Source organism: Agromyces sp. NPDC056965, assembly GCF_042673425.1.
Taxonomy (GTDB): Bacteria; Actinomycetota; Actinomycetes; order Actinomycetales; family Microbacteriaceae; genus Agromyces.
Window position 1 is genome coordinate 1 of sequence record NZ_JBHURI010000047.1, and the last position, 16,975, is coordinate 16,975.

Here is a 16,975-nt window from a genome sequence, read left to right on the forward strand (position 1 = left end):
CAGAGGGCGGCCCGATCGGGCCGCCCTTCGTCGTTCGTGCGTGGAGCTACGCCTCGACGAGGGCGCGCTTGACGATGCTCGTGAAGAAGCCGAGTCCGTCGACGCCGGAGCGCATCGCGGCAGCGGTGTCGGGGCCGAAGCCGGGCTCGACCGCGTGCTCGGGGTGCGGCATGAGGCCGACCACGTTGCCGCGGGCGTTCGAGATGCCCGCGATGTCGCGGAGCGAGCCGTTGGGGTTCACGTCGACGTAGCGGAAGACCACTCGGCCCTCGCCCTCGAGCCGGTCGAGCGTCTCGTCGGAGGCGATGAAGCCGCCCTCGCCGTTCTTCAGCGGGATCGTGATCTGCTGCCCGGCCTCGAAGTCGTCCGTCCAGTCGGTCGCGGCGTTCTCGACCGTGAGCACCTGGTCGCGGCAGATGAAGGAGCCGTGGTCGTTGCGGATGAGCCCGCCCTCGAGGAGGCCGGCCTCGGTCAGCATCTGGAAGCCGTTGCAGATGCCGAGCACCGGCATGCCGGCGTTCGCCGCGTCGACGACCTCGGTCATGATCGGGCTGAGCGACGCGATCGCGCCGCAGCGCAGGTAGTCGCCGTAGCTGAAGCCGCCGGGCAGGATCAGCGCGTCGACGCCCTCGAGGTCGTGCGAACCGTGCCAGAGTGCGACGGGCTCGCCTCCGGCGAGGCGTACCGCGCGCTGCGCGTCGCGGTCGTCGAGCGAGCCGGGGAAGGTGATGACGCCGATGCGCATGGCGGGCCCGCTCAGTGCGTCTCGCCGGCGGGGGCGCCGAAGCCGTCGGCCGTGGTGGATGCCGCGTCGGACGCCTCTTCGGCGAGCTCCGCGTTCGTCACCTCGTAGTGGATGCCGACGACGTCTTCGATCACGCCGTTGGAGAGGATCTCTTCGGCGATCTGCTGCACCTGCTCGCGCAGCGCGTCGTCGACGGGGCCGTCGACGGTCAGTTCGAATCGCTTGCCGATGCGCACGCCGCTGAACCCGGTGCGTCCGGTGCGGGCGAGAGCGCCGGCGACGGCCTTCCCCTGGGGGTCGAGCAGTTCGGCTTTGGGCATCACGTCGACGACGATGGTGGGCACCGCGGTTCTCCGTCCGGTGTCGAAAGTGTGGATGCGTCGATTCTACCCGTGGCGCAGCGGCATCCCGTCACCGCTCGCGCGGGGTTGCGATCGGCATGTTCCGCGCGTACTATTCCGAGCGGAATAAACACCAACGAGACGTGATGGGAGCGCGGATGCCGCACCTCAACCCGCTCGCCTTCTCGGCGCTCGGCATGCTGATCGACGCTCCCATGCATCCATACGAGATGTACCAGCTCATGCTGGCCCGCCGGGAGGACCGCGTCGTCAAGGTCAGCGCTGGGTCGCTCTACCGCGCCGTCGAACGCCTCGCCCGCGACGGACTGATCGTCGAGAGCGCGACCGAGCGCATGGGCAACCGGCCCGAGCGCACCGTCTACACCGTGACGGAGGCCGGGCGCGCCGCGTTCGACGAGAGCCTCGAGGCGATGCTCAGCCGGAGCGTCAACGAGTTCCCCGAGTTCCCGCTCGCCATCGGCGAGGCGCACAACCTGCCGGCCGAGCGGGTCGTCGAACTGCTCGGTGTCCGCCTCGACGCCATCCGCGACGACATCGCCTGGTACGACGCGGCGATGGTGCGCATCGCCGACAAGGGCAAACCGAAGCACGTCGTGCTGAACGTCTACTACAGCCGGGCGATGCTCGCGGCCGAAGCCGAATGGCTCGCCGCGACGATCGCCGAACTCCACTCCGGCGAACTCGAGTGGCCGTCCGGCCGCTCGAGCGCCTCGCCCCAGACCTGATCCGTTCCGGAGGAACACATGCAGACCGAACGCAAGCCGTGGCCGGCCCTCTGGGCCCTCGTCATCGGCTTCTTCATGATCCTGGTCGACTCGACCATCGTCTCGATCGCCAACCCCGCCATCATGCGCGACCTCGGCACCGACCTCACCGCGGTGCTGTGGGTGACCTCCGCCTACCTGCTGGCCTACGCCGTGCCGCTGCTCATCACCGGTCGCCTCGGCGATCGCTTCGGCCCGAAGAACGTCTACCTCGTCGGCCTCGCCGTGTTCACGCTCTCCTCGCTCTGGTGCGGCCTCTCCGATGACATCACCATGCTGATCGTCGCGCGCGTCGTGCAGGGGCTCGGCGCTGCACTCATGACTCCGCAGACGATGGCCGTCATCACCCGCATCTTCCCGCCGCAGCAGCGTGGCGCGGCGATGGGCCTCTGGGGCGCCGTCGCCGGCGTCGCGACGCTCGTCGGCCCGATCCTCGGCGGTCTCCTGGTCGACTCGCTCGGCTGGGAGTGGATCTTCTTCGTCAACGTGCCCGTCGGCGTCGTCGCGTTCGTCCTCGCGGCGCGTCTCGTGCCGAAGCTCGAGACGCACCAGCACTCCTTCGACTGGCTCGGCGTCGTGCTGAGCGCGGTCGGCATGTTCCTCGTGATCTTCGGCATCCAGGAGGGCGCGACCTACGACTGGGGCACCATCGCCGGACCGATCAGCGTCTGGGGCCTGATCATCACGGGCCTCGTGGTGCTCGTCGCCTTCGTGGTCTGGCAGCACTTCAACCGCAAGGAACCGCTGCTGCCCCTCGACCTCTTCGCGGATCGCAACTTCGCGCTGTCGAATGCCGCGATCACCTTCGTCGGCTTCGCCATCGTCGCCATGCCGCTCCCGCTCGCGTTCTACTACCAGGTCGCTCGCGGACTCGAGCCCACGCAGGCCGCGCTCATGCTCGTGCCCATGGCGGTCGTGTCGGGCGTGATGGCGCCGTTCATCGGCCGCCTGACCGACCGAGTCGACCCGAAGTGGATCGCGTTCGCCGGCTTCACCATCACCGCCGCCGGCCTCGCTGCGATGTCGCTGCTCATCACTCCCGACGTGCAGCTCTGGGTGCTGCTCATCCCGGCCGCCTTCCTCGGCCTCGGCATGTCGGGCATCTGGGCGCCCCTCGCATCGACCGCGACGCGCAACCTGCCGCCGCACCAGGCGGGTGCCGGTTCGGGCGTCTACAACATGACCCGGCAGTTCGGCTCGGTCTTCGGCGCCGCGGCGATCACCGCGCTCATGAACGGCCGGCTCGAGGCGAACCTCCCCGGGTTCTCCGAGTCCGGCGGCGAGCAGTCGACGACGGCCGGCCAGGCGTTGCCGCCGCAGATCGCCGGTGGATTCACCGATGCGATGTCGCAGTCGCTGTGGCTGCCCGTCATCGGGTTCGCGATCGGCGCCGTGCTGGTGCTGTTCTTCGCCAAGCCCAAGGTGACGGTCGACTGGGAGCAGCGGGGCGCCGCCGCGCCGACGGAGGCCGCCGGTCCCGCGACCGGCTCGCTCACCGCCGTCGACTAGGGGCGGGCTCCGCGGCCGCCGTCACGTCACGCGAGCCCTGCGCGCTCCTGGAGCACCGTCTTCAGGGTGTCGCGCGTGGCGTCGAGCCCGCGGTGCACCTCTTCGAAGCTCGTCGAGAGCGGCGAGAGTCCGATGCGCAGGCCCCCGGGGTCGCGGTAGTCGGGGATCACGTCCTGCTGCCAGAGCCGCGCCGTGACCTCCCGCATCGCGGGGTGGTGCAGCGTGACGTGCCCGCCGCGCTCCTCGGGGTCGGCGGGGGAGGCGAGCGTCACGCCGAGGGGCGCGAGCCAGTCGTCGGCGAGGGTGATCGCGAACTCCGTGAGCGCGATCGACTTCTCGCGGAGCGCTGGCATGCCGGCCTCCTCGATCATCGCGAGGGTCTCCTCCATCGCGAGCATGCCGACGATCGGCGCGGTGCCCGAGAGGAAGCGGCGGATGTCGGGAACGGGCTCGTAGTCGGGCCCCATCGCGAACATGTCGGTCGTGCCCCACCAGCCCTGGATCGGCTGGGCGATCGCCGCCTGCAGGTCGTCGCGCACGTAGGCGAACGCCGGTGAACCCGGGCCGCCGTTCAGGTACTTGTACGTGCAGCCGACGGCGAGGTCGAAGCCCCAGAGGTCGGCCTTCACGGGCACCGAGCCGGCCGAGTGGCAGAGGTCCCAGAGGATCAGGGAGCCGGCGTCGTGCGCGATGCGCGTGAGCTCGGCGGCATCCGCCAGGTAGGCCGACCGGTACGCGACGTGCGAGACGACGACGAGCGCGGTCTCGGGGCCGACCGCCTCGGCGAGCTGCTCGGGCGAGACGCCGGCCGAGGTGTCGACCTCGATCCAGCGCAGGCGCATGCCGCGCTCGCGGGCGATGCCGTCGAGCACGTACCGGTCGGTCGGGAAGTTGTCGGTGTCGACCACGATCTCGCGCCGCGCGGGGTCGCGGGCGATCTGCGCGTCGACGGCCGCACGGGCGAGCTTGTAGAGGAGCACGGTGGTCGAGTCGCCGATGATCGTCTGCCCGGCCTTCGCCTCGATCACGGAGCGGCCGATGCGGTCGCCGATCTCGGTGGGCAGCTGCAGCCACGCCTCGTCCCACCCGCGGATGAGGCGGCCGCCCCAGTCCTCGCGCAGGAACCGCTCGACGCGCTCGATCGCCGACACCGGCGGGCGGCCGAGCGAGTTGCCGTCGAAGTAGACGAGGTCGGTCTCGGCGCCCGCGAAGCGCTTGCGGTAGTGCGCGAGCCCGTCGGCGCGGTCCATGCGGCGGGCGAAGGCGAGATGCGGGTCGTGGGTCACCGGTGCTCCAAATCGAAGTAGGGCTGCAGGTCTTCGGCGGGGGAGAGGTCGGCGCCGGCCAGCCAGCCGGGAAGCTCGTCGAGGCTCGCGGGGGGTTCACCGGGCACGAAGGTCGCGACGGCACCGTCGATCGCGACGGGCCAGGGGTCGGTGATCGAGGCGATCACGGCGGATGCCCCGAGTCCCGCCTGCACGAGCAGCGCGAGTTCGGCGGGGTTCACGCCGAGCGGCTGCTCGCCGTTGCCGAGGTCGGTGCCGTAGAGCACTCGCCCGCCCGCGAGGTGGAAGCGGCCGAGGTTGTCGAGCGCGATCTCCGCCTCGGCGGTCGGCTCGCCGTAGCCGGCGACGAAGAGCGTCGAGATCCAGCACTGCCCCGCCGCGACGGCACGGGCGATGAGCGCGTCGTCGAGCCGCTCGGTGAACGGCGTGTGCGCGAAGGCGTCGACGCCGGCGTCGATCGCGAGCCGCGACATCCCGTCGCCCTCGACGTGCGCGACCACCGGGACGCCGGCGGCGTGCGCGCTCGCGACGATCGCGGCGAGGGTCGCCGCGTCGAGCACCGGGCCGGCCGTGCTGTTGAGCACGACCTTGATGACGGATGCCCCGAACGCCAGTTGCTCGCCGACCGCCGTCTCGGCCGCGGTCGGCAGGGCGGCGCGCTCGTCGCCCGCCTCGACGACGACCTCGCGGACGCTGCCGGGCGAGGCCCACGGCCGATCGCCCGGGTACCCGCCCGGCGCCGTGAGGAAGCTGCCCGCGAAGGCGACCTTGGGCAGGCCGTCGCGGCGGGCGTATGCCGCGATCGTGTCGAGCGGGCCGCCGAGGTCGACGACGCCCGCGAGCGCGGTGTCGCGCAGGGTGTCGGGCCCGACGAGCATGAGGTGCACGTGGTGGTCGATGAGCGGGGGCAGCATTGTGCCCGTCTCGCCGGGGTGCTCGGCGATCATCGAGCGTCGCACGGGCCGTGCGAGCGGACCGAGGTCGAGCGGGCGGGTCATCGTCAGCCCGGGATCTCGGTGCGCACGGCGTAGAGCTCGGGGAAGAAGGTGAGGTCGAGCGCGCGCCGGAGGAAGCTCGCACCGCTCGAGCCGCCGGTGCCGATCTTGTTGCCGATGATGCGCTCGACCGTCTTCAGGTGCCGGAAGCGCCAGAGCTGGAAGTTGTCCTCGAGGTCGACGAGTTCCTCGCACGTCTCGTAGGCGGCCCAGTGCTCCGAGGTGTCGGCGTAGATCGAGGCGAACACCGGCACGAGCTCTGGGGCGAACGTCCACGCCTGGGTGACGTCGCGCTCGAGGATCTCGGCGGGGATCGGGTAGCCGGCGCGAGCGAGGAGGCGGAGGAACTCGTCGTAGAGGCTCGGCGACTCGAGGGCGTGGCGGAGGATCGCGGTCGCCGCGGCATCCGACTCGAAGACCTGCATCATCTTCGCGTTCTTGTTGCCGAGCACGAACTCGACCGCGCGGTACTGGTACGACTGGAACCCGCTCGCGTTGCCGAGCACGCCGCGGAACTGCGCGTACTCGGTCGGCGTGAGCGTCGCGAGCACCGACCACTGCTCGGTGAGCGTCTTCTGGATGTGCTTGACGCGCGCGATGCACTTGAGCGCCGGGGCGAGCGCATCGGCCCGCAGCAGGTCGCGCGCCGTCTCGAGCTCGTGCAGCACGAGCTTCAGCCAGAGCTCGGTGGTCTGGTGCTGGATGATGAACAGCAGTTCGTCGTGGTGCTCGGGCCGCGAGATCGGCCGCTGCGCCGAGAGCAGGGTGGGCAGGTCGAGGTAGCCGCCGTAGCTCATGCGATCGCTGAAGTCGGTGACGACGGATGCCTCGATCGTGCGGGTGTTGGCTTCGACGCCGTCGATCGTGCGTTCGCCGGGTTCGGTTGGCTCAGGAGTCACGCCACCAGCCTAACCACGCGGGTGGTCGACGGCCCGGGCGGAGTCAGGCGGACTTGGCGCCCGTGCCCGCCTCGGCGGCTGCCGGCCGCGTCGACGCCTCGTCGCCGTCGGCGGCGTCATCGCTCGACCGCACCTCCTTCTTCAGGATGTGCATCGACTGCCCCAGGCTCTTCGCGAGCGCGGGCAGCTTCGGCGCACCGAAGAGCAGCAGGATGATGAAGACGACGATGAGCATGTGCCAGCCGGTGAGATTCGCGAACATGTTCCCAGACTTCCCTGTCGAGTGGTCGTGTGGCTAGTGCCGATCGCACCAGCAGAACACATCTGACATCAGATGTCCAGCGCGCCCCATGCTACGGTGAGCGCCGAATCGAGAACCGAGAACGAGAGGCCGCGCATGTACGTCGATCTTCCAGAGTCCGAGCTCCGCAGCTATCGCGGCAGCGGCCGTGAGCCGGCCGACTTCGACGAATTCTGGGCCGGCACGCTCGCCGAGGCGCGCAGCTTCCCGATCGACGCGACCATGACGGCGACCGACACGCCGCTCGTCACCCTCGACGTCTACGACGTGACCTTCCGCGGCTTCGGGGGCCAGCCCGTGCGCGCCTGGCTGCGCGTGCCCGCCGGCACAGAGGGGCCGCTCCCGACGATCGTGCAGCTGCACGGCTACGGCAGGGGCCGCGGCGACGCCGTCGAGAACCTGCTGTGGGCCTCGGCCGGCTACGCCCACCTCGAACTCGACACGCGCGGTCAGGCCTGGAGCGGTTCGCGCGGAGCGACCGTCGACGACGCGGGCTCGGGACCGCAGGTGCCGGGCTTCCTCACGCGCGGCATCGAGAACGCAGAGGGGTACTACTACCGTCGGCTCATCACGGACGCGGTCAGGCTCACGGATGCCGCGCAGGAGCTGCCGCTCGTCGACGCAGGGCGACTCGTCGTGACCGGCATCAGCCAGGGCGGTGGCCTCGCGCTCGCCGTCGGAGGACTCGTGCCGGGGCTCGCGGGCGTCGTCGCGCGCGTGCCGTTCCTCTGCGACTTCCCGCGCGCCACCGTGATCACCGATGCGCGCCCCTACCGGGAAATCGCCGAGTACCTCGCGCACTACCGCGACCGCACCGAGGTCGTGCTCGACACCCTGTCGTACTTCGACGGCGTGAACTTCGCCCGGCGCGGCGACGCGCCGCTGCATGTGACCGTCGCGCTCATGGACGCCGTCTGCCCGCCGTCGACGGTCTTCGCGGCCTACAACAACTCCCCGGCGCCGAAGTCCATCACCGTCTGGCAGTACAACGGCCACGAGGGCGGCGGCGTCGACGACGACGTGCTCTCGCTCGACGCGTTCGCCGAGATGCTCGGCTGAGCGCCGGCGCGGGCGCGGGTTCCGGTCGACAGTGGCCGGCGCGCCTCAGCGGCGGGCGGCCGCCTTGTCGAGCGCGCGCCGCAGCGGCAGGTAGTGCTCGATGACGGCCCGGCGGTAGCGGGCCGCATCACCGGATGCCGCGGCCTCGAGCATCGCGCCGTGGGCGCGTGCCGTGTCGACGATGTCCTCGGCCGGTGCCAGCCCGAGCATCGGGTAGACGACCGTGTTGACCTCCCAGAACGCGGCGACGAGCTGGCCGACGAGCGCGTTGTCGAGGTAGCCGAGCAGTCGGGTGTGGAAGGCGAGGTCTTCTGCGGCGAACGCCTCGCCGCGAGCGGCCTTCGTCGTCATCTCGGCGACGAGTCGTTCGAGCTCCGGATCGTGGGCGCCGTCGAGCGCGGCCACGATCTGCTCGGCCATGGCGAGGTCGAGGGCTTCGCGCACCTCGACGACCTCGCGGAGCGCGGCCACGCTGTCGTCCTGATCGACGACGCCGCGGAAGACCAGGCCCTCGACGAGCGGTGCGAGGGAGAGCTGGCCGACGTACGTGCCGTGGCCGTGGCGCACCTCGACGATGTCGAGCGCCGCGAGCGTGCGCATGGCTTCGCGGACGCTCGAGCGGCTGACCTCCAGCCGGGCGCAGATCTCGGCCTCGGTCGGCATGAGGTCGCCGGGCCGCAGGCCCTCGGTGAGGATGAGGTGCTTGATCTGGTCGGTGACGGACTCGCGGCGTCGCGACGTTCCGGAGAACATGCGCGTCACGGTCAGATCACGTGTCGTCATCTTCGGCTTGACCTCTCGCTCGGTTGGGGCTAGCTTCAGTGTACTCAGATACGACGTCTGATGTCCGATATCCAGGAGAATTCATCCAATGTTGAAGGAAACGCTCCGAGTGGAGACCAGCCGCAGGGTCTTCCTCCAGGCCGCGGGTGCCATGGGAATCGTCGCCACCCTGGCCGCGTGCAGCGGCCCGGCCTCGACGAACAAGCCGGCCGCGACCGAGACCGGCGCGCCGGTCGACGAGAACGGCACGATCGATGCGGGCATCTCGTATCCCCTCTCCACCGGCTTCGACCCCATGACCACGACGGGCGCCGTCACCGTCGCCGCGAACTGGCACACGCTCGAGGGTCTCGTCGAGCTCGACCCGATCAGCCGCGAGCCCTACGCCGCGCTCGCCGCCGACCTGCCCTCGGCCGACGGCACCACGATCACGGTGGCGCTCCGCAAGGGCGCCGTCTTCCACGACGGCAGCCCGGTCACGGCCGACGACGTGGTGTTCTCCTTCCAGCGCGTGCTCGACCCCGCGAACAACTCGCTCTACCGCACGTTCATCCCCTTCGTGTCGGGTGTCGAGAAGATCGACGACAACACCGTCGAGATCACGCTCAACCAGAAGTTCTCGCTCGCGGTCGAGCGCCTCTCGGTCGTCAAGATCGTGCCGCAGGCGATCGTCACGGCCGACCCCGCCGCGTTCGACGCCCTGCCGACCGGCACCGGCCCCTACAAGATCACGAGCGCCGTCAAGGACGACAAGCTCACCTTCGAGCGCAACGACGCCTACACCGGCTCGCGCCCGGCGCTCGCCGCGGCGATGACCTGGAACCTGCTGTCTGATGCCGCGGCCCGCGTCACCGCGGTGCAGTCGGGTCGCGTGCAGGCGATCGAGGACGTGCCCTACATCGACGTCGCGAACCTCTCGAAGGACTCGACGGTCGAATCCGTGCAGTCGTTCGGCCAGCTCTTCATGATGTTCAACTGTGAGGCGGCCCCCTTCGACGACGTGCGCGTGCGCCAGGCGTTCCGCTACGCGATCGACTACGACAAGCTCGTCAACGTCGGCATGCTCGGGCAGGCGACCCCCGCCACGAGCTACCTGCAGCAGGAGCACCCGTCGTACCAGAAGGCGAAGACGGTCTACACGTACGACGTGAAGAAGGCGAAGAAGCTGCTCGCCGCGGCCGGCGTCTCCGACCTGTCGATCACGCTGCTCGCGACCGACACCAGCTGGGTGAAGGACGTGCTGCCCCTCATCAAGGAGGACCTCGACGCCGTCGGCATCGCGACCACGATCGACGCGAACCAGTCGGGCGCCCAGTACAAGATCGTCGACTCCGGCGCCTACACCGTCATGGTCGCCCCCGGCGACCCCTCGGTGTTCGGCAACGATGCCGACCTGCTGCTGCGCTGGTGGTACGGCGCCGACACGGTGTGGCCGTCGAAGCGGTACCGCTGGGCCGACTCCGAGGGCTTCGCCGAGCTCACGGCACTGCTCGACGACGCCGTCGCGACGGGTGACACCGAGAAGCAGGCGAAGCTCTGGGGTCAGGCGTTCGACCTGATCGCCGAGGAGTGCCCGGTCTACCCGCTCGTGCATCGCAAGCTCCCGACCGCGTGGGACGCGGACGCGCTCGCCGACTTCGCGCCGCTCGCCTTCACCGGCCTGTCGTTCCTCGACGTGGCGCGCCGAGGCTGATCCGACCACCGGGGGTCGACCGCCTGGTCGGCCCCCGGTTCTTCTTGAGGAGCAATACCCTGTGACCACGCTGCTGCGGCTCATGGTCCGCCGACTGGCGGTCCTGCCGATCATGGTGCTCGGCATCACCGCCCTCGTGTTCTTCGTGATGCAGTTCGCCCCCGGCGACCCCGCGATCAACGCGCTCGGCGAGAGTTCGTCCGAAGAGGCCCGCGAGGCCTATCGCGAACAGGCCGGGCTGAACGACCCGATCTTCGTGCAGTACCTGCGGTTCCTCGGGAACCTGCTGCGCGGCGACCTCGGCACCACGGTGCCGCCCGCCCAACCCGTCTCCGAGGCGATCGCCACGGCGTTCCCCCTCACCCTGCAGCTGACCTTCCTCGGTCTCCTGATCGCGGGCGTGCTCTCGCTCGTCATGGGTGTGACCGGGGCGCTCTACCGCGACCGCTGGCCCGACCAGCTCACCCGCGTGCTCTCGATCGCCGGCATCGCCATCCCGTCGTTCTGGCTCGCGATCCTGCTCATCCAATCCTTCGCCCTCGGCCTCGGCTGGTTCCCGACCGGCGGCTACGTGAACCCCGGCGACTCGGTCTCGGGCTGGCTGAACTCGATGACCCTGCCCGCCATCGCCCTCGGCATCCCCGTCGCGGCCTCGCTCACGAGGGTCGTGCGCACTTCCATGGTCGAGGAGCTCGACCGCGACTACGTGCGCACCGCGATCGGCAGCGGGCTGCCCCGCCACGTCGTCGTCGGACGCAACGTGCTGCGCAACGCCCTCATCACCCCGGTGACCGTACTCGGCCTCCGCATCGGCTACCTGCTCGGCGGCGCCGTCGTCATCGAGGTCATCTTCGACCTGCCCGGCATGGGCAAGCTCATCCTCAACGGCGTCACGAACAACGACATCAACCTCGTGCAGGGCGTCACGCTCACGATCGCCCTGACCTTCGTGCTCGTCAACATCATCGTCGACATGCTCTACCTCGTCATCAACCCCAGAATCCGGACGGTGTAACGATGCGTCGCTCACTCGCCGAACGGCTGAGCACCCCCGGGCAGCGCTTCGGCGCCATGCCGGTGGGGGCGAAGATCGCCGTGGTCTTCCTCGCCCTCGTGGTGCTCGTCGCGATCTTCGCGCCGCTCGTGGCCCCCTACGACCCGCTCAAGTCCGGCATCCCCGCCCAGCCGCCCTCGTGGGAGCACTGGTTCGGCACCGACCGCAACGGCCGCGACATCCTCTCGCGCCTCATCTACGGCGCGCGGTACTCGCTCGCCATCGGCCTCGGCGCGACGACGATCGCGCTCATCGTGGGATCGATCGTCGGCTCGATCGCGGCCACCGGCCCGAACTGGCTGCGCGAGGTCGTCATGCGCATCCTCGACATCATCATGTCGTTCCCCGGCATCGCACTCGCGATCGTGTTCGTCGCCGTCTTCGGCAAGGACCTGCCGGTGCTGATCTGCACCATCGCGTTCCTGTACGTGCCGCAGATCGCGAGGATCGTGCGCGCCAACGTGCTCGCCCAGTTCGGCGAGGACTACGTCGCGGCCGAACGGGTGATGGGCGCCCGTATCTCCTACATCCTGTTCTGGCACGTCGCCCGCAACTGCGCCGCGCCCATCCTCGTGTTCGTGACGGTGCTCGTCGCCGACGCGATCGTGTTCGAGGCGAGCCTCTCGTTCATCGGGGCCGGAGTGCAGGACCCGGCTCCCTCGTGGGGCAACATCATCGCCTCGGGCCGGAACCTCCTGCTCAGCGGCGGCTGGTGGGCGACGTTCTTCCCGGGCATGGTGATCCTCATCACGGTGCTCTCGCTGAACATCCTCGCCGAGGGGGTGACCGACGCGCTCGTCAAGCCCGGCGCGAGGCGGCGCACGGTCGACGCCGCGGCGGAGACCGCGGCAGCGGATGCCGCCCTCGACATGACGGTCGAGTCCGAGTCGGGCTACGACCCGATCCCCGACACGGCCGCGGTGGCCGTGCAGACGACCGCGACCTCGGCGATCGGGCGCGAGGCCGCCGAGGCCGCGGCTCGCAGCGGCGCGCTGCAGGCCCACCTCGCCGAGTTGCGCGAGGCCGAGGCATCCCGAACCGACCGGCTCGTGCACACCGGCGACGCCGAGCCGCTCCTCGAGGTGCGCGACCTCAGCATCCGATTCCCTGAGCGGCACGGCGACGTCGCGGTCGTCGACGGCGTGAGCTTCTCGGTGCGCCCAGGCGAGACGATGGCGCTGGTCGGCGAGTCCGGCTGCGGCAAGTCGATCACGAGCCTCGCGATCATGGGGCTCCTGCCCGACACGGCGGTCATCACCGGGCAGGTGCTCTTCCAGGGGCGCGACCTGCTGACGATGCCGCCGAAGGAGCGGCAGGCGCTGCTCGGCCACGAGATGGCGATGGTCTACCAGGACGCGCTGAGCTCGCTCAACCCGTCGATGCTCATTCGCACCCAGCTCGGCCAGCTCATCAAGCGCGGCGGCACCCGCACCGCCGACGAGCTCATGCGCCTCGTCGGCCTCGACCCCGACCGCACGCTCAAGAGCTACCCGCACGAGCTCTCGGGCGGGCAGCGGCAGCGCGTGCTCATCGCGATGGCGCTCACCCGGAGTCCCAAGCTGATCATCGCCGACGAGCCCACCACGGCCCTCGACGTGACGGTGCAGGCGCAGGTCGTCGACCTCCTCAACGAGCTGCGCGAGAAGCTCGGCTTCGCGATGGTCTTCGTCAGCCACGACCTCGCCCTCGTCGCCGAGCTCGCCCACAAGGTCACCGTGATGTACGCGGGCCAGGTCGTCGAGTCGGCGCCGACGACGAGCCTGCTCATGCGGCCGCAGCACGAGTACACGCGAGGCCTGCTCGGCTCGGTGCTCTCGATCGAGGACGCGGCGGACCGCCTGCACCAGATCCCCGGCACCGTGCCGTCGCCGCGCGACTTCGCGACGGGCGACCGCTTCGCGCCGCGATCGGTCGAGGGTCGCCCGGTGGGCGCGGCCCGACCGGAGCTCCGTTCGCTCGACGATTCCGATCACTACTACGCAGCGCGCGCCGACGAGGCCGAGCTCCGACCGGAGGTGGCCCGATGAGCGGCGACGAGATCCTGCGCCTCGACGACATCCACGTGGTGCACAAGGCGCGCACGGGCACGCTGTTCAAGCGCGACCGGGTGCACGCCGTCAACGGCGTGAACCTCGCGCTGCACCGGGGCGAGACCATCGGCATCGTCGGCGAGTCGGGCTGCGGCAAGTCGACCCTCGCCCGCGTGATGGTGGGGCTGCAGATGCCGACGGCGGGCACGGTGAGCTTCCGCGGCGCCCCGCTCGAGCGCCGCACCCCCGCCATGCGAGCGGAGTACGGCCGCGCGGTCTCGGTCGTCTTCCAGGACCCGTCGACGGCCTTGAACACGCGGATGTCGGTGCGCGACATCCTGCTCGACCCGCTCAACGTGCACGGCATCGGCACGAAGGCGCAGCGCGAGGCCCGCGTCGTCGAGCTGCTGCAGCTCGTCGGCCTCCCGGCCTCGGCGGCCGAGGTGCTGCCCGGCCAGGTCTCGGGCGGGCAGCGGCAGCGCGTCGCCATCGCGCGGGCGCTCGCCCTCGATCCCGACGTGATCGTCGCCGACGAGCCGACGAGCGCCCTCGACGTGTCGGTGCGCGCCCAGATCCTGAACCTCCTGAGCGACCTGAAGGAGCGGCTGGACCTCGGCATGGTCTTCATCTCGCACGACATCCAGACGGTGCGCTACGTCTCGGACCGCATCGTCGTCATGTACGCGGGCCGCATCGTCGAGGAGGGCCCGGCGGACGAGGTGCTCGCCGACCCGCGCGACGACTACACGCGCACCCTGCTTGGCGCGGCGCCGAGCCTGCTGCACCGCCGCTGACGACCACCTGATCCACGAACCACCTGATCCACGAACCACCAGGAGCTCCAACGTGACCACCCCCGCCTTCCGCGGCGTCATCCCGCCCGTCCTCACCCCGCTCGACGAATCGGGCGCCTTCGACGAGGCGGCGTTCGAGCGCCTCGTCGAGCGCCTCATCGCCGCGGGCGTGCACGGCCTCTTCGTGCTCGGCTCCTCGGGCGAGGTCGCGTTCCTCTCCGACGACGAGCGCGCTCGGGTGCTCGAGGCATCCGTTCGGGTCGCCGCCGGCCGCGTGCCCGTGATCGCGGGCGTCAACGAGATGACCCCCGCCCGCGTCATCGGCCAGGTGCGCCTGGCCGAGGCCGCCGGCGTCGACGCGATCGTCGCGACCGCGCCGTACTACGCCCGCCCGAGCGCTGCAGAGGTCGAGGCGCACTTCCGCGCCGTCGCCGCGGCCACGTCGCTGCCGGTCTTCGCCTACGACGTGCCCGTGCGCGTGCACTCGAAGCTCGACCATGCGATGCTCGTGCGCCTCGGCGTCGAGGGCGTGCTCGCGGGCGTCAAGGACTCGAGCGGCGACGACGTCGCGTTCCGCCGCCTCGTCATGGCCAACCGCGCGGCCGGCAGCCCGCTCGTGCTCTTCACCGGTCACGAGGTGGTCGTCGACGGCGCCCTGCTCGCCGGTGCCGACGGGGTCGTCCCCGGCCTCGGCAACGTCGACCCCGTGCGCTACGTGCAGCTCTTCGACGCGGCGGGCGCCGCCGACTGGGCCCGAGTGCGCGTGCTGCAGGACGAGGTCGCCGAGCTCTTCGAGATCGTCTTCCAGGCGAGCGGCGTGAGCGGCGAGGCGGCCGGCCTCGGCGCGTTCAAGACGGCGCTCGCCCACCTCGGCGTCATCTCCTCGAACCGGATGTCGCAGCCCGTGCCGTCGCTCGAGGGCGACACCGTCGCGCGCATCACCGCGATCGTCGATCGCGCGGAGCTCTCCGCCTGATGCGCGCCGCCATCGGCGTCGACCTCGGCGGCACGAAGATCGCCGCGGGGCTCGTCGGCGCCGGCGGGGTGGTGCTCGACCGGGCGTCGGCGCCGACCCCGGCCGCGCAGGGTCCCGGCGCGGTGCTCGACACGGTCGTCGACCTGGTGCGCTCCCTCCTCGAACGCACGGGCGGCGACGTCGTCGTGAGCGGGTGCGGCGTGGGCTCGGCCGGCGTCATCGACGCGGTGAGCGGCGCGGTCTCCTCCGCGACCGACTCCCTGCCCGGCTGGTCGGGCACGCGCGTGCGCGACGTGCTCACGGCCGCCCTCGCGATGCCCGTCGCCGTCGTCAACGACGTGCACGCGCACGCCCTCGGCGAGGCGCTGCACGGCGCGGGCGCCGGGTCGCCCACCGTGCTCATGGTCGCGGCGGGCACGGGCGTCGGCGGTGCGCTCGTCATCGACGGGCGGGTGCAGTCGGGTCGCCGCGGCGTGTCGGGCCACTTCGGCCATGTGCCGGCCATCGAGGCCGTCGGCCGGCCGTGCACCTGCGGCGGTTCGGGGCACGTCGAGGCGGTCGCATCCGGGCCCGCGATGTGCGCCGTCTACCGCGAACTGAGCGGCGACGCCTCGGTGGTCGACGGGCGCGAGGTCGTGCGCCGAGCTGCGGACGGCGACGCGCACGCCGCGGCATCCGTCGCCCTCGCGGGCGGTGCGCTCGGCCGCATGATCGGCGGACTCCTGAACGCCCTCGACCCCGACGTCGTGATCGTCGGCGGCGGGCTCGCGTCGGCGGGGGAGGCGTGGTGGACGGCGCTTCGCGACGCCGCGGGCGCCGAACGCCTGCCGCTCCTCGCCGACACGCCGATCGTCGGCGCGGCGCTCGGCGCCGACGCGGCGATCGTGGGGGCAGCCGCCCTCGTCGCCGCCACCGTCATGGAGGAACCAGCATGATCGACCTCGACCTCAGCCTGCTGCGCGGCGGACTCATCGTCTCGTGCCAGGCGTATCCGGGGGAGCCCATGCGGCATGCCGAGACGATGGCGCAGATCGCGGAGTCGGCGGTGCGCGGCGGGGCGGTCGGCATCCGGGCGCAGGGGATCGCCGACGTGCGGCTCATCCACGAGCGAGTCGCGCTGCCGCAGATCGGGCTCTGGAAGGACGGCGACGGCGGGGTCTTCATCACGCCGACGCTCGACCACGCGCTCGCCGTGGCGAGGGCCGGCGCCGAGATCGTCGCGATCGACGGCACCCGGCGGGACCGCCCCGACGGGCTGAGCCTCGCCGAGACGGTGCGCAGGCTCCGCGCGGAGACGGGAGTGCTCGTCATGGCCGACGTCGGTTCGGTCGCCGATGGGCTGGCCGCGGCCGACGCGGGCGCCGATCTCGTCGGCACGACGCTCTGCGGGTACACCGACGAGCGGCCGAAGACCGACGGCCCCGACCTCGAGGTGCTCGCCGAGCTCGTCGCGCGGCTCGACGTGCCGGTCGTCGCGGAGGGACGAGTGCACTCGCCCGCCCAGGCGTCGGCGTGCATCGACGCGGGAGCCTACGCCGTCGTGGTCGGCACCGCGATCACGCATCCCGCGACGATCACGGGATGGTTCGCCCACGCCGTGGCACGCTGAATGCCGCAGGGCCGACGGGCTCGTTCGCAGCTGAAGGGCCGACACGGCGGGCATCCCCTTGCCGGAAGACCGACACGTGCCCGCCGCGCCGCGACCCTTCCCCCCAGAGGGGCCAC

The 16,975-nt window shown here is 71.1% G+C and carries 17 protein-coding genes; 10 read left to right on the plus strand and 7 right to left on the minus strand.

All coding sequences use genetic code 11. The annotated features are described in order from the left end of the window. Positions 1 to 46: 46 nt before the first annotated feature. Positions 47 to 745, minus strand: coding sequence for a phosphoribosylformylglycinamidine synthase subunit PurQ (gene purQ, locus ACFTQE_RS12895; protein ID WP_376925452.1), 699 nt, complete (start codon positions 743 to 745; stop codon positions 47 to 49). Positions 746 to 756: 11 nt separating this feature from the next. Beyond that, positions 757 to 1,089 carry a phosphoribosylformylglycinamidine synthase subunit PurS gene (purS, locus tag ACFTQE_RS12900; protein ID WP_376925453.1) on the minus strand — a complete coding sequence of 111 codons (333 nt, stop codon included), beginning with the start codon at positions 1,087 to 1,089 and terminating at the stop codon, positions 757 to 759. Positions 1,090 to 1,244: 155 nt separating this feature from the next. Here purS and ACFTQE_RS12905 point away from each other — a divergent pair, with 155 nt between their 5' ends. Beyond that, positions 1,245 to 1,832 (plus strand): PadR family transcriptional regulator, encoded by a 588-nt coding sequence (locus ACFTQE_RS12905; protein ID WP_376925454.1) that lies wholly within the window; start codon positions 1,245 to 1,247, stop codon positions 1,830 to 1,832. Positions 1,833 to 1,850: 18 nt separating this feature from the next. Further along, a complete protein-coding gene (locus ACFTQE_RS12910; protein WP_376925455.1) occupies positions 1,851 to 3,380 on the plus strand; it encodes a DHA2 family efflux MFS transporter permease subunit in 1,530 nt (509 codons plus the stop codon). A gap of 26 nt (positions 3,381 to 3,406) precedes the next feature. Here ACFTQE_RS12910 and ACFTQE_RS12915 read toward each other — a convergent pair whose 3' ends face one another. The 4 genes from ACFTQE_RS12915 to tatA all read right to left on the minus strand — a co-directional run bounded on the left by ACFTQE_RS12915 (position 3,407) and on the right by tatA (position 6,822). After that, the gene (locus tag ACFTQE_RS12915; RefSeq protein ID WP_376925478.1) at positions 3,407 to 4,630 is read right to left on the minus strand and encodes a kynureninase; all 1,224 of its coding nucleotides are present in this window, start codon (positions 4,628 to 4,630) and stop codon (positions 3,407 to 3,409) included. 32 nt (positions 4,631 to 4,662) lie between these two features. Further along, positions 4,663 to 5,664 carry a hypothetical protein gene (locus ACFTQE_RS12920; RefSeq protein WP_376925456.1) on the minus strand — a complete coding sequence of 334 codons (1,002 nt, stop codon included), beginning with the start codon at positions 5,662 to 5,664 and terminating at the stop codon, positions 4,663 to 4,665. Positions 5,665 to 5,666: 2 nt separating this feature from the next. Further along, entirely contained in the window at positions 5,667 to 6,524 is an 858-nt protein-coding gene (gene kynA, locus ACFTQE_RS12925; RefSeq protein WP_376925479.1) for a tryptophan 2,3-dioxygenase, read from the minus strand. Between the two features lie 79 nt (positions 6,525 to 6,603). Further along, entirely contained in the window at positions 6,604 to 6,822 is a 219-nt protein-coding gene (gene tatA / locus ACFTQE_RS12930; RefSeq protein WP_376925457.1) for a twin-arginine translocase TatA/TatE family subunit, read from the minus strand. 135 nt (positions 6,823 to 6,957) lie between these two features. Here tatA and ACFTQE_RS12935 point away from each other — a divergent pair, with 135 nt between their 5' ends. After that, on the plus strand, positions 6,958 to 7,920 hold the full coding sequence (locus ACFTQE_RS12935) for an acetylxylan esterase (protein WP_376925458.1): 963 nt from the start codon (positions 6,958 to 6,960) through the stop codon (positions 7,918 to 7,920). Positions 7,921 to 7,965: 45 nt separating this feature from the next. Here the strand turns inward: ACFTQE_RS12935 and ACFTQE_RS12940 are convergent, their stop codons facing one another. Further along, positions 7,966 to 8,673 carry a FadR/GntR family transcriptional regulator gene (locus ACFTQE_RS12940; protein ID WP_376925459.1) on the minus strand — a complete coding sequence of 236 codons (708 nt, stop codon included), beginning with the start codon at positions 8,671 to 8,673 and terminating at the stop codon, positions 7,966 to 7,968. Between the two features lie 118 nt (positions 8,674 to 8,791). On the opposite strand from ACFTQE_RS12940, the gene ACFTQE_RS12945 reads away from it, so the two are divergent. The 7 genes from ACFTQE_RS12945 to ACFTQE_RS12975 all read left to right on the plus strand — a co-directional run bounded on the left by ACFTQE_RS12945 (position 8,792) and on the right by ACFTQE_RS12975 (position 16,859). Then, complete coding sequence (locus tag ACFTQE_RS12945; protein WP_376925460.1) at positions 8,792 to 10,396, plus strand: ABC transporter substrate-binding protein; 1,605 nt, start codon at positions 8,792 to 8,794, stop codon at positions 10,394 to 10,396. A gap of 61 nt (positions 10,397 to 10,457) precedes the next feature. Then, a complete protein-coding gene (locus ACFTQE_RS12950) occupies positions 10,458 to 11,411 on the plus strand; it encodes an ABC transporter permease (RefSeq protein ID WP_375835778.1) in 954 nt (317 codons plus the stop codon). 2 nt (positions 11,412 to 11,413) lie between these two features. Then, on the plus strand, positions 11,414 to 13,477 hold the full coding sequence (locus tag ACFTQE_RS12955) for a dipeptide/oligopeptide/nickel ABC transporter permease/ATP-binding protein (RefSeq protein WP_376925461.1): 2,064 nt from the start codon (positions 11,414 to 11,416) through the stop codon (positions 13,475 to 13,477). Beyond that, positions 13,474 to 14,274 carry an ABC transporter ATP-binding protein gene (locus tag ACFTQE_RS12960; protein WP_376925462.1) on the plus strand — a complete coding sequence of 267 codons (801 nt, stop codon included), beginning with the start codon at positions 13,474 to 13,476 and terminating at the stop codon, positions 14,272 to 14,274. Before ACFTQE_RS12955 ends, ACFTQE_RS12960 begins: the two co-directional genes overlap by 4 nt. 52 nt (positions 14,275 to 14,326) lie before the next feature. Further along, positions 14,327 to 15,250, plus strand: coding sequence for a dihydrodipicolinate synthase family protein (locus ACFTQE_RS12965; protein WP_376925463.1), 924 nt, complete (start codon positions 14,327 to 14,329; stop codon positions 15,248 to 15,250). Beyond that, positions 15,250 to 16,185 carry an ROK family protein gene (locus ACFTQE_RS12970; protein ID WP_376925464.1) on the plus strand — a complete coding sequence of 312 codons (936 nt, stop codon included), beginning with the start codon at positions 15,250 to 15,252 and terminating at the stop codon, positions 16,183 to 16,185. The genes ACFTQE_RS12965 and ACFTQE_RS12970 overlap by 1 nt, the downstream gene beginning before the upstream one ends. Beyond that, the gene (locus ACFTQE_RS12975; protein ID WP_376925465.1) at positions 16,182 to 16,859 is read left to right on the plus strand and encodes an N-acetylmannosamine-6-phosphate 2-epimerase; all 678 of its coding nucleotides are present in this window, start codon (positions 16,182 to 16,184) and stop codon (positions 16,857 to 16,859) included. Before ACFTQE_RS12970 ends, ACFTQE_RS12975 begins: the two co-directional genes overlap by 4 nt. The last annotated feature ends 116 nt before the right edge of the window (positions 16,860 to 16,975 follow it).